This is a genomic window from Acidiphilium multivorum AIU301 (assembly GCF_000202835.1).
In the GTDB taxonomy this organism is placed as follows: Bacteria; Pseudomonadota; Alphaproteobacteria; order Acetobacterales; family Acetobacteraceae; genus Acidiphilium; species Acidiphilium multivorum.
This window is the reverse complement of the sequence record NC_015181.1, coordinates 1-12,125: the sequence shown is the minus strand read 5'-3', so window position 1 is coordinate 12,125 and position 12,125 is coordinate 1. Positions and strand designations below refer to the sequence as shown.

General features: G+C 59.6%; 14 protein-coding genes. 10 read left to right on the top strand and 4 right to left on the bottom strand.

Translation table 11 applies throughout. From position 1 onward, the window contains the following. Nucleotides 1–69: 69 nt before the first annotated feature. Complete coding sequence (gene mobQ, locus ACMV_RS21935) at nucleotides 70–1,782, bottom strand: MobQ family relaxase (protein ID WP_013635169.1); 1,713 nt, start codon at nucleotides 1,780–1,782, stop codon at nucleotides 70–72. A gap of 118 nt (nucleotides 1,783–1,900) precedes the next feature. On the opposite strand from mobQ, the gene ACMV_RS19260 reads away from it, so the two are divergent. The 8 genes from ACMV_RS19260 (at nucleotide 1,901) to ACMV_RS19225 (ending at nucleotide 6,815) form a co-directional block, all read left to right on the top strand. After that, the gene (locus tag ACMV_RS19260) at nucleotides 1,901–2,095 is read left to right on the top strand and encodes a YqaE/Pmp3 family membrane protein (protein WP_013635168.1); all 195 of its coding nucleotides are present in this window, start codon (nucleotides 1,901–1,903) and stop codon (nucleotides 2,093–2,095) included. Then, nucleotides 2,085–2,369 (top strand): hypothetical protein, encoded by a 285-nt coding sequence (locus ACMV_RS19255; protein WP_013635167.1) that lies wholly within the window; start codon nucleotides 2,085–2,087, stop codon nucleotides 2,367–2,369. Before ACMV_RS19260 ends, ACMV_RS19255 begins: the two co-directional genes overlap by 11 nt. A gap of 457 nt (nucleotides 2,370–2,826) precedes the next feature. Beyond that, the gene (locus ACMV_RS19250) at nucleotides 2,827–3,552 is read left to right on the top strand and encodes a hypothetical protein (RefSeq protein ID WP_013635166.1); all 726 of its coding nucleotides are present in this window, start codon (nucleotides 2,827–2,829) and stop codon (nucleotides 3,550–3,552) included. Continuing rightward, entirely contained in the window at nucleotides 3,549–3,725 is a 177-nt protein-coding gene (locus ACMV_RS19245; RefSeq protein ID WP_013635165.1) for a hypothetical protein, read from the top strand. The genes ACMV_RS19250 and ACMV_RS19245 overlap by 4 nt, the downstream gene beginning before the upstream one ends. Then, complete coding sequence (locus ACMV_RS19240; RefSeq protein ID WP_013635164.1) at nucleotides 3,716–3,994, top strand: type II toxin-antitoxin system RelE/ParE family toxin; 279 nt, start codon at nucleotides 3,716–3,718, stop codon at nucleotides 3,992–3,994. Before ACMV_RS19245 ends, ACMV_RS19240 begins: the two co-directional genes overlap by 10 nt. A 16-nt stretch (nucleotides 3,995–4,010) precedes the next feature. Beyond that, entirely contained in the window at nucleotides 4,011–4,208 is a 198-nt protein-coding gene (locus ACMV_RS19235) for a DUF2283 domain-containing protein (protein ID WP_013635163.1), read from the top strand. 410 nt (nucleotides 4,209–4,618) lie between these two features. Beyond that, nucleotides 4,619–5,275, top strand: a complete 657-nt coding sequence (locus ACMV_RS19230) for a PEP-CTERM sorting domain-containing protein (RefSeq protein WP_013635162.1) — start codon at nucleotides 4,619–4,621, stop codon at nucleotides 5,273–5,275. A 523-nt stretch (nucleotides 5,276–5,798) separates the two neighbouring features. Further along, the gene (locus ACMV_RS19225; RefSeq protein WP_007421341.1) at nucleotides 5,799–6,815 is read left to right on the top strand and encodes an IS1595-like element ISAcr1 family transposase; all 1,017 of its coding nucleotides are present in this window, start codon (nucleotides 5,799–5,801) and stop codon (nucleotides 6,813–6,815) included. Between the two features lie 74 nt (nucleotides 6,816–6,889). Here the strand turns inward: ACMV_RS19225 and ACMV_RS19220 are convergent, their stop codons facing one another. Then, a complete protein-coding gene (locus ACMV_RS19220) occupies nucleotides 6,890–9,856 on the bottom strand; it encodes a Tn3 family transposase (protein WP_013635074.1) in 2,967 nt (988 codons plus the stop codon). Nucleotides 9,857–10,029: 173 nt separating this feature from the next. On the opposite strand from ACMV_RS19220, the gene ACMV_RS19215 reads away from it, so the two are divergent. Next, nucleotides 10,030–10,611, top strand: a complete 582-nt coding sequence (locus tag ACMV_RS19215; RefSeq protein ID WP_013635075.1) for a recombinase family protein — start codon at nucleotides 10,030–10,032, stop codon at nucleotides 10,609–10,611. Nucleotides 10,612–10,843: 232 nt separating this feature from the next. Further along, nucleotides 10,844–11,122, top strand: a complete 279-nt coding sequence (locus tag ACMV_RS21905) for a PEP-CTERM sorting domain-containing protein (RefSeq protein ID WP_269447801.1) — start codon at nucleotides 10,844–10,846, stop codon at nucleotides 11,120–11,122. 143 nt (nucleotides 11,123–11,265) lie between these two features. Here ACMV_RS21905 and ACMV_RS20550 read toward each other — a convergent pair whose 3' ends face one another. Continuing rightward, nucleotides 11,266–11,499, bottom strand: coding sequence for a hypothetical protein (locus tag ACMV_RS20550; protein ID WP_013635160.1), 234 nt, complete (start codon nucleotides 11,497–11,499; stop codon nucleotides 11,266–11,268). Next, nucleotides 11,496–12,125, bottom strand: a complete 630-nt coding sequence (parA, locus tag ACMV_RS19210; protein ID WP_013635159.1) for a ParA family partition ATPase — start codon at nucleotides 12,123–12,125, stop codon at nucleotides 11,496–11,498. Before parA ends, ACMV_RS20550 begins: the two co-directional genes overlap by 4 nt.

The following is a 12,125-nucleotide window of genomic DNA, read 5'->3' as shown; positions in this document are numbered from 1 at the left end:
GATTCCATTTTGATGATTTGTTGTTTTGTGATTTTACAGAAATTTACAAATATAGCAAATTCACTAGCATTACGGCTCCATATCGTAGCCAAGATCTCGGTCCTGTTCTCGCTTGGCCTGCAACTGGCGCTCCTGTAGCTCCTCCTTGAGGACTTCCTTCGTCTTTTCCTTGTCAGCGTACAGGATCGCCTCACGCCGCTCCTTCTCTTGCTGGTCCAGCCCACGCACAAAGGCGAAGCGATATCCCCCGCGACCATTCGGTGTGATCGTGTCCAAATCATGCACAACTTGGCGGAGTTCTGCGGTTTCCGCCCGTCGCCTCTGCTCGGCAGCCTCGCGCAGCTCGCGCTCAATCTCGGCATCCACTCTCTGCCGTATTTCCTCGGCGCGGCGCTCTGCCTCAGCTTCGGCGGCACGTCGGCGGTCTTCCTCGATCCGCTCATCGAGCACAGATCGAGCCGCCTCATACCGCCTCAATTCTGGCGCCAGAATTTCATCGACAGTCCCAGCTATCGCGCTATCCACCTCATTGAAGGCGATCTTGGCCTTGGCGTTCAGTTCCTCTGCGGTGGCTAGATCGTCTTTCCATTTTTCGGCCAACTTTTGCGTTTCGGAGATCTGATCCTGAAGCCGCTTCCATTCAGGGATTTCCAGAACCCCTTTGTCCTGAAGCCAGAACCTAACTCGCCCCAACACCCCCTGATTTCCCCGGTATCTCTCGGCTTTTTGCTTCAGACTCCGCTCTGTCTCGGTGGCCTCAAGCAGATTCAGCCGGGCCTTCGCTACCCCAGCCTCAGCGGTCTCAGCCGCTTCTGCCGCTTCACGATACGCCGGGTTCGCCATCCGGGCCGTCGCCAGCGCCGCCTCCCGGTCGGGCCATAGCGTGTTCACCTCCCATTGGAGTTCTCTCAGAGGCAGGCTTCGCCAGTGCGTCTGCTGTGCGACATCAGCCCGCCGTTCCCGCTCGGCCTCAAGGTCGATCACCTCTGCCTCGACCTGCCGAACCGCCTCCCGCGCCTCCTCAGTGGCCGCTACAGCCCGGTTCACGTCACCAAGGCCCGTCTGAACCCCGCGCCGCTCAAGCGCCGTCGCGGCAGGCCCAAGATGCACTGTAGGAGCCTGTTCAAGCCCGCGCCTGGCGAAGCTACGGTGATCCACCCGTTCCCCCACATGCGCCCGCTCCAGGGCGGCATTAATCTGCTCCGCCCATATCTCCCGCAGCGCCTCGATCTCGGCCGCAGAGGTCTTGGGGCTGTCCAGAACCCGCGTCTTGGCCCCCAGCCCGTTCTCATTCGCCGCCCGCGTAGTGGTCAGGATGTGAGCGTGCCAGTTCCGCTGGTCGCCCTCACGGTGAGGCGCGTGCAACGCCACGTCCGCCACCACCCCAAACCGCTCCACCACGACTTGCGCAAACTGCCGGGCCAGCGCTTCCCGCTCGAGGGCGGAAAGCTCCGCCGGCAGGGCAAGCTCGTATTCCCGCGCCACCTTGGCGTCCTTCCGGGCTTCCGCGGCCTCCGCCCGGTTCCACAGACCGGACCGGTCAGAAGCCCATGCTTCGGCACCGGCAGGCGCGACGATGAACGACGACAGCACGCCACGCTTGCGCGTGTAGTCGTGCGTCACACCGTCGCGCTCGTTGGTCAGGCGTTCACCGCTCCGATAGGCGGCAGCACCGACCGCGCTCCGCCCGGTCGAACGGCTGACCGCCTTCGCTGAGAGATGGTATGACGCCACGTGCCAACGACCGCCTTCTGTTGTCTGTCCGGCGAGGACCGCACGCATTGCCGCAGGCAATGCTAAAGTGCGCACTTCCTCACTTATTCGGAAGTGTCTCACCGCTTGGCATCAGTCGTCAACCCAGCTACGCTGCCATATAACTTCACGCCAAACGGAGATCAGAATGCGCATCTTACTCGCCCTGCTTCTGCCTTGGCTTCAGTTTTTCACCATAGGCAGACCATTCGCCGGATTGTTCTGCTTACTTCTGCAACTCACCATCATCGGATGGATCCCGGCTGCTATCTGGTCGGTCTATGCACTCAGCCAGTACAAGACCGACTCGAAGATCAGGAACGCGCTGAAGCATGGCAAGTAATCTCGACGCCAGGATCGAGGCCGCCCGCAAAAAGGCTGAACAAGCCACGGCCCGTCTTCAGGCCCTCGAAGCCAAGGCCAATGCTGAGGCCCGCAAGCTGGATACCCGCCGCAAGGTGATCCTAGGTGCTCTGCTCATCGATGAAGCCGAGAAGGATGAGCGGTTCGCGAGGGCGCTTATCGCTCTTTTGGAACGGATCAGCCGCGATCAGGACCGCAAGGCGTTCGAGGGATGGCCGCCTCCATCCCCCAGCCAGACCGCATCTGAACCGTAGAGGACGACAGAATGAGGTTCTTCGAGGAAACACCATTAACCCATACACGCTATGTCGCGCCTCATTGGGTCGCCTTGATCTGCCTGACCGCAGGAGCAATCCTATTCGCGTCCGGCATGCTGTTCACAGCCTATACCTCGGGCAGACACGACGCTTGCCAAGCCCATGTCATGCGGCCTTTGCCCTGAACTTCGTCCTCAGCTCCCCTAAGCCGCTTTTATCCTTGCGATACCCCAACCTGGCAGGTTTTTGACCCCGACTCGGAACCCTCCCGCTATATCTTCTTTCTAGGTTTGGATATGGCCGGAAGGTCGTGGCAATAAAACTGTCCTATCTTTGGCGATTTACCTAGGTTTTCCGCCATTTTTTCTCCCGCCATTCCCATGAATCAGCTTGACAATCGTCAAGCACCAGTTGACTGTAGTCAAGCACCAGTTGACTGTTGGGGGTGACGTTCATGGCTGTTTCGGTTCTTGAACTGCGGCGACGCGGCTACTCGGAGGACGATATCGCCCTCGCCCGTGTTACCCAGGACGCCCATCGCCGGGCCGGCGCGCCCTATCGCAGCCTCACCGAGATCCTTGCCGGCCAACCGGCCCGCCCTCGCCCTTCAGCCCCGGTCGAGGACCTGACTGTCCGCCAATTGCGCCGGCGCGGCAGCTACGGCCAGGCGGCACTGATCGCTGATCAGGCCGCTCTTGCCGAAAAAGACCCCGACAGGGCCGCCCAAGCGCGCTATCATGCCCAGGGGCTGAAAACCCTGGCGCAAATGCCACATCAGCTAGAGTTCGACTTCTTCGGAGGCGGCAACGTGAGCCTAGGCCATCAATTCATCGATACGGTCCAATCGAGGCTCCTGCAGAGCGACGCCACATCGGCCGAACAGGATGCCGCGATGGCGACGTTGTTGCTGATCGTCCGCCATCTCGGCTGGCAGTCCTACACCTGCGAGAAGACGGCCACCGATCTCGCCGAGATGCGCGGGAAAAAGAAACAAGCAATGGCTGAAACCCTTGCCCTGCTTGAGAAGGTAGGTGCGATCAGCCGCGTGAAACGAGGACGGACCAAAGTCATCACGGTGACGCCAGAAGGTGCGTTCCGTGGCGATGTGAACCGCCACGCCGAGGCGGTCGATCGCTACCGCGCCGAAGTCGTCCAGCTACGCCCGGAGCCCGCCGAATGATCCCAAATCCCACCCCCATGCCGGATGACCCGGATACCGAAGCCTTCGTTGCCGCGGTCAAGGACGGGATTGCGTCTGCCGACGCCGGCCGCACAGTGCCCTACGAAGATGTGCGGAAATGGCTACTCTCCTGGGGAACCGAGAACGAGTTGCCCAAGCCTGAATGCCGGTAATCTTCACGGCCGAGGCACTCGATGACCTCGCCCATATTCGCCAGCACATCGGCCGCGAGAACCCTCACGCAGCCACGCGCGTCGCGGTGCAGCTCGTCGCGGCTTGTGACCGGCTCGAATATCTGCCCGAGCGCGGCCGGCCTGGCTTGGTTTCCGGGACGCGGGAGCTGACGGTGATCTGGCCCTACGTGATCGTCTATCGGATTTCCGCCTCGAGCGTTGAAATCCTCCGTGTCTGGCATGGGGCGCAGGACCGGGATGGGTGCTGAGATGCTGAGCCAGACCATGATCACGACCAGCTATGACCCCGAGGCGGATGCGCTCTATGTCCGGTTCGCCCCTAAGGGAGCAGCGATTGCCGAGACCAGGGAGCTGGAGCCTGGCATCCTGCTGGATGTGGACGAGACCGGCCACCTGGTCGGGATCGAGGTTCTGAGTGTGCGGTCACGGGCAACGCTCCCGGCAATTCCCCACGCGGCCTGACGTTTCGGAAGCGGTTTTGTGATCGCTGCCAGTGCTTCAATCCAAGTATTCGCGGCGTCCTGGCGCGCCTGTGGCGGGGTGCTTTGACAGTCCCTGTTCCGGGGTTACTCTGGCTTCGGGTGCCGTGCCGGGCGGCGACTATCTGACGACTTCCCGGTGATTTGCCGGGAAGTTCCATAATGCGGAATTCTGGCTCACCGACAGACAGTCACGCTTCCTACCTGCTGCGGCCGGTTGGTGTCCGCGCTGTCGCACATGTCGCACCAATATCCCCAAAACTCGCAATCACCTGTCAGGATTCTTTACACTTCCGCCAAGACGCATTTTTTCATCGTTGATTCTAATACATAAATTATATTGGCATAAAATTTGCTTATTAGTTTTAAGGCCTACTTTTGGAGGTTTTTCTAATGAAACGTTTTCTTTTGGCTTCACTGCTTGGGCTTGGTGCGCTTACCGCCTGTTCGGGAGTCGCCTTGGCAGGCCCCGAATACTCACTGGCGCTGTCCGAAAGCGGCTACTCGACAGCCTCGGTCGTCCCATCCACCTCGAGCGCACAGTATTCGGGTACTTACGGAACCTTTTCGGTCAATTTGGTGTCCACAACGGGGGTTCCGTCCATCGGAAACGCTTACAACACGTCCTCGATCAACACGTCCTCGAACAGTGCTGGGGTTTTGACGGTCGAGGCCACAGTGACGGGTCTGACCTCTCCGCTCGGTACCTATGACATGTTGAGCGGGCTGACGAGCAACCTGCTGACCGGCGGCGCTCTTTCTGTGGCTGAAACGACCTACCTCGATCCAGCCAACGTTGCATTCGGGATGACCGATAAACTCGCCTCCAATACCTTCACGTCAATCGGCAACGACAATGTGCTTGCCACGACACCCGCGCTGACCGGTCCCTACTCGTTGACCGAAATGTTCGTTGTGACTGCGACGGGAACGGGTTCTGCCAACTCGACGATTAGCATGACCGACGTTCCGGAACCGGGCTCCCTGATTCTGCTCGGCACCGGCCTTCTCGGCCTTGGCCTGATCGTTCGGCGGCAGAAGCGCGGCTGACCGTGAAGATCTTGCGAAAGCCTCGCACCGAATAATCCACCTCATGGACCATGGCCAGCGGTTCATTTCGACCGCTGGCCAAAGGTGTTTCAAAATTCCGGAATTCTGGCATTACGGCTATTCGCCCAATTTATACAACCAAAGATATTTTTTATTTATGACTCGACCAAAAGTAGTGTCAGTATATTTTACATCTCGCTTGTCTAAAATATTTTAGTCATTGATTTTACGAGCTTATTTAGCTCGGCATGGGAATTGCTTGTTCTATTTTGCGGCCAAAATCGGCGCCTCCCCTGCGTAAAGCAGCCGAACCGAAATGAACCGACCGCGTCAGTCAACGCCAGCCTTTCGAAAGGGACGTTCATGTTGAAATTTCGCCATGTTGCCAGCGCTGTCGTCATCCTGGGACTTACAACCGCAGGCGCTCGCGCCAGCCTGATCGCCGATGGCCTCACCTATACGCTGACCGAATCAGCCTTGCCTATCCGGTTGACTCCCATACCTACTAGATCTAGTGTTGGGCATGGATGTCCTGGCCCGTGAAGACCTGCCGTTCCCGCAGTCTCTGCCGGAATTCCAGCGTATTTTCCCGAACGACGCGGCCTGTGCCGCCTATCTCGAAAGCGCCCGCTGGAATGGAGGGTTCGCCTGCCCAAGGTGCGGCGTCGTTGGCGAGCCGTTCCGTTTCGAGGCGCGCCCGGGCGTTCTGCGCTGCCGGGCCTGTCGCAAAGACGTAAGCCTGATGGCTGGGACCGTTATGGAACGCAGTCACACGCCGCTGTCGACTTGGTTCTGGGCGGCTTACTTGATCGCCAGCCAGACGCCCGGAATGTCGGCCGTCCAATTTCAGCGGCAACTCGGCCTGTCGCGCTACGAGACCGCCTTCGGCATCCTTCATAAGCTGCGCGCCGGGATGGTGCGCCCCGAGCGCGACAAGATTGGCGACACGCCGCAAGAACACGTCGAAGTGGATGAAACGTGGGTTGGAGGACGAACCCGAGGCGATGGACGGGGTGTCCATCACAAGGTTCTCGTCGCCTGTGCCGTGGAGGTGCGCCACCGGAAACCGGGAACCAAGCTCGACAATCGGAAAGACGGTCGCTACGCGGGACGCGTTCGTCTCGCTGTTGTCCCCGACCGTAGCGCCAATTCGCTCTGCGGATTCGTCGAAAACGCCGTTGCTCCCGGATCGCTGATCGTTACCGACGACTGGAGCGGCTATGCCGGTCTCGGAAGGCGCGGGTTCGACCACCATGCAATCGCCGAATGCGGCGACCCGGAGGTGGCAGAAGAATTCCTGCCGATCGTCCACTTGGTCTTTACCAACCTGAAGACCTGGATCAACGGCATCCATCACGGGGTCAGCGCCAAACATCTACAAGCCTACCTCAATGAATTCACGTTTCGGTTCAACCGGCGCCTCTATCCCTTCAACGCGTTCCGCTCGCTGCTCGGAATCGCGGGTAGGGCAGCCGCACCAACCTTTGACGAGCTTTATTCCGGGGAATGGACACACCCTACATTTAGTGGGTGTGGGTAACAACCGGATAGGCAAGGAATCAGCGACAGCCAATCCCTTAAGGGGTCACCGCACGATCTGTTCAAAATCGTACGCTAAGCGGCGCGGGGTATGAACGGAGCGCGAACATCGCGTAGCGGCCTGAAGCTGGCATTGGGATTGGCGGGATTCCAGACATAATCGCCGGTCAGAGCGATGTGTTCCCATCCGAGCGGCGCGACATGCGCCAGGAGATCATCGGGCACTGCCGTACCCTGGGCCCGCAGGTGCTGGACGGCCTGGTCGAGATAGATGGTATTCCAGTGGACGATGGCGGCGGTGATGAGACTGAGCCCGGAGGCCCGGAAGCTCTGATTTTCGAAGGTGCGGTCGCGGATTTCACCCTGGCGATGGAAGAATACGGCGCGGCGCAGGGCATTGCTGGCCTCGCCCTTATTGAGCCCGGCATGACTGCGCTGGCGCAGAGCGGGATCGGACAGCCATTGCAGGGTGAACAGGGTGCGCTCGATCCGCCCCACAGCCCGTAACGCCCTGGACAGAGTGTTTCCTCCACCGGCGGCGGCCAGCTTCCGCAAGATGACGGAAGGCAGAACAGTGCCGGCATTGATGGATGCCTTTAACCGCATCAACTCCGGCCATTGCCCGAGGATGGCGGTGGTTTCGACGGCGTCGCCGATGAGCGGCACCAGCAGCGGCCAGGTGCCTGGCTTTTCTATCGTGTAGAGCTTGCGGTCCCGGAGATCCTTGATCCTGGGGGCAAACCTGTAACCCAGCAGATGGCAGAGACCGAAGACATGATCGGTCGCGCCGGCGGTATCGGTATAATGCTCGGCGATGCGCAGATCGGTCTGGTGGACATGATGCAGCAGCCCGTCGAGCACATAAGGCGCCTCGCTCATCGTCGCGGAGATGACGCGCGTGTGGAACGGTCCGTATTGACCGGAAACATGGGTGTAGATCACCGCGCCCGGCTCGATGCCGTATTTGGCGTTTACCGAGCCGCCGGCTCCGGCGCGGCCTGCGGCCCGGAAATATTGCCCGTCCGAAGACGAGCTTGTCCCATCATCCCAGATTGCCGCCATGGGGTGTGCATGGTGCGCATTGATGATGGCGGCGCGGGCGGCGACATAATTGTCATCGCTGATGTGCCATTGGGCCACATTGACCAGGTGGTGATAGCTGAGACCGCGCGAGGCGTCCGCCATGCGGGCAAGGCCAAGATTGGTGCCGTCAGCGAGCACCGCTGCCAGCAGGGCCGCTTTGTCGGTGACGGGGTTACCGGTGCGCAGATGCACGAACCTGTCCGTGAACCCGGTCCAGGCATCGACCTCGCTCAAAACCTCGGTGATCCGCACCCGCGGCAGCATACTGTTCAGCCGCAGCGCCAGATCGCGAGCCGCGTCGGGCACGGTGGGCGGCGTGCGGGCGATAAAAAGTTTGCCGTCCTCAATCTCCACCCCGTCGAGGTCGCCCTGCGCGGCCCGGGCGGCCACGAAGGTCAGACGCTCGCGCAGCATCTCTGCCCGGCTTGCGACGTAACGATCGGGATCGGCCTCACCATCGATGCCGGTGGCCGCACCCGCCCCGGCCGGAAGCAGATAGGTCTCGAACGCCTGGTAATCGCGGCTGCCAGCGACCCAGATATTACTGCCCCGCAGCTTGTCGCGCAGCACGGCCAGCACCGCTGTTTCATAGAGCCGCCGGTCGGCTGTGCCGCCGGCAAAAATCAATTTCCGCCACTGCGGCGGCAGGAACGTGGAGGGCGGCCGCTTGGGCAAGCTGCGGATCGCGCCACGGTTCAGGGCGCGGAGAAGTTCGATCGCGGCCAGAACGGGATCGTTCGGCATATTCGACCGGAAATCGAAGGCGGCCAGGAAGCGGGGGCTGAACCGGCGGAGCACCGTATATCGCTCGGCCGCCGTGACCAAAATATCCTGATCCGCCACATCGGCGACGGCGCCGATGATCGGCAGCACATCTTCGAGCTGGTTCATGCCGATCTCGCGCTCGATGGCGGTGATCCCATCTTCTCCGGCCTCCTTCGCCTGGCGAAGGGCGGCGATCGTCCGGCGGAACAGCAGTAGCGCCTTGGCGACATCGCGCCGCGTGGCCTGAAACCGACGCTCATCGCGGTTGCGCGCCCGGCTGAACAAAGTGCCGACATATTTCTCGAACATGGCAAGCGTCGCGTCCGTCAGACGGGTTTCCAGGCTTGCGATCTGGGCAATGAGAATGGCTGTGCGCCGCGCCGGCTCCAGATCGGCGATGTGCTGCACGGTCATGAGCGCCCCCTCGTCGGTCAGCCGGACCAGGCGGGCAGCATGGATACGACCAGCCCGTGCGGGATCAATGCCCATGGCGCGGACATATTCGAGGCGATCGAGCAGGGAGACGATGTTGGAGGGAGCTGGTGATTCCGAATAATCCCGCAGCCAGGCAAAACGGGAGCGACGCAACTCGGGATCGACCGTCAGCAGCTCGGTCAGAGCACTGCGCTCCGCATCGGCCATCCCGGCTGCCAGCACCTCGAATGTTTTCTTGCGTGCTCGGACACGGGCGGCCAGTCCAATTCGCTCCAACACTGTCGCCGAGGGAAGCAATACCCGGCTTTCTCTCAGATGAACGAGCATAGCCTGGATGATGGGTTCGCCGCGATCTGTGGCCCAAGCCGTATCCGCACCAGCATGTAGGCAGGCGCGCCAGTCATCGAGGCCAAAACTACGCAGACCAGTGAACTTTTGGAGCTCGACCAAATGCTCCCGACGGGTTTCAGCACGGCGCGCGTATTCCGCAAACAACAAAGGATCGACACCGATCTGTTCAGCAACAAAAGCCAGCGCCGGCGCCGGTGGATATTCCGATGGATCCAGAGTGCGGCCTGGGAAGCGGAGAACACAGAGTTGCACGGCAAAGCCGAGCCGGTTGCTTGCCCGGCGTCTGACCCTGACCATAGCGAGGTCAGCAGCATCCAGTACGTAATGCCGGCTCATGGAGGCCATGTCCGTTGGAATTGAAAACAAACGGGCTCGTTGTTCAGCGGATAAAAGAACGCGGAGTGGCATATCGGGTTCCGGTTGATGAGAAAATTAGCGCCCACCGTGCGTCCGCAAGAGGATCGTTCAACGGACAGATGTAACGGCCTGGCACTGGTGGCTGTTTCCCTCGGCAACGGATGGATCATTTAACTGGTACGATATCTTTTGCAATGAAGGGGGGTCATACGTTACAATTCCGCATGGCCCACACCCTGATCGGTTACGCCCGCTGTTCAACCGACCGGCAAGATCTCGCCGCGCAACGCGCCGAACTCGAACAGCTCGGGGTAAAGCCGGACCGCATCTATACGGACCATGGCCTCACAGGCACCAATCGTGCCCGCCCCGGGCTTGCTCAAGCCTTGGCGGCGGTGCGTAAAGGCGACACCCTGGTCGTGCCAAAACTCGACCGCCTTGCACGCTCCGTTCCAGATGCCCGTGCGATCGCCGATGAACTCATTACCCGCGGTGTCAAACTCGCGCTCGGCGCGGCCGTCTATGACCCAACCGACCCAATGGGGAAGATGTTCTTCAACATTCTCGCCACCTTCGCAGAGTTTGAGGCCGACCTGATCCGGTTACGTACCAGAGAAGGCATGGCCATCGCTCGCGCCAAAGGAAAATTACGCGGCAAAAGGCCGACGCTATCCGAAAGACAACAAAAAGAACTGCGCCGCATGTACGACACTGGCAATTATTCCATCACTGATCTCGCAGACCTATTCTCCGTCTCCCGCCCAACCATCTATCGTACCCTCGCCAGGCAGCCCGCCAACGCTTAGCGTACGATTTTGAACAGATCGTGCGGTGACCCCCTTAACGGATCAGTTCACCCTTAATATCGCAGGCATAAATGGCCCTTCCGATACAGAAGGTGGGCGCTATGGCGTACAGTCTTTTGCTTTCAACCAGCCATCAAATTTTGCGAGTGCTCTGGCCCCGTCAGGATTCACAGAATCAATAGGAGGTCTAGCCGCAAACGGCTGTAATGGAACTGGAAATTTTTACTGCTTCATGGCCGACACAGCCCCGACCGGCCCGGTATTGCCGGCCAATACAAGCATTAATTATGTATTCAATGTTACATTGTTGTCTGGGACATTTTCTGGATATAGTCCGGATTTTAAGATTAACTGGGATGGGACAAAGAATCATTATGATCTTATTTCAGAAACCCTGACGCCGACATCGGGTACACCCGTACCCGAACCCGGCTCCCTTCTTCTGCTCGGCACTGGCCTTGTCGGTCTTGGTTTGGTCGGGCGGCGCAAACTCTCCAAACGATACCTCTGATAGAGGTAGAGCTTACTGCCGCTTGGGGTGGGGTTCACAAATCACGAATTTCGCACCACACCCGACCCATAGGCCGGAAGCAGGAATTTCAGGTGCAGAAGTCCGGTGCAGCGGCGTTCCCGTTATTGAAGCAAGCGTATAATTTACGATTTTCCGTATTTCTGTAAAAGTAACTCGCGCAATTCGTCAGCAATCTTAGTACCACGGCTCGCACATTGCGTTTTGATAGCTCGGTGCAGGTGTGCCGGAATATCGATCGTAAGCCGCTTCATAGGTTCCCGTTCATCGGTCGCACGGTCGGCCACCCACGCCTCAGCATCAAGCTCGGATGTGCGTGTCACGCTTGGTCTGACACCAAAAGAGACTTTCTTGTTCATCGTGCCAACTCCATCAGCTCAGCCGTCACGGCCTCGATCTCGGCCGCTGCCGGCCCACCTGGCTCAACTTCATGCACGGCCATCCCTTGCCCCGCAGCTTCTGCAAACACCACACGCTGCGTGATGCTCGCGGACAATACCGACACCGGATAGGCCGACAGAGCTTCGCCAACGTCACGCCCAATCGCCGTATTTGCGATTTTACGATTAACTACAAAAGAACATTTGATACTTTCTTTGTAGACCCGTGCTTCTTCGATCAGTTTCACGACCTCCTCAGCAGCCCACACGTCGTAAGGTGATGGCTGGACGGGGATTAGAACCAGGTCGCTTGCCATGATCGCTGAACGTGCGAGGTCAGTGACACGGGGCGGCCCATCGATCACGATATGATCGTACCCGTTGCCGATCTGTGCGATCTCGCGATGAATCGTCGGCCTGGGAAATCCTACGACCGAAAAAAGCGGCCCCTCCTGGCGAGCCGCAGCCCAATCAAGCGCACTTCCCTGCGGATCGGCATCGATCAACAACACCCGCCTGCCGGCCCTCGCCAGACTCGCCGCTAAGTTCACGGATAGGGTTGTTTTCCCAACGCCACCCTTTTGATTCAGAACACCAAGGATCAT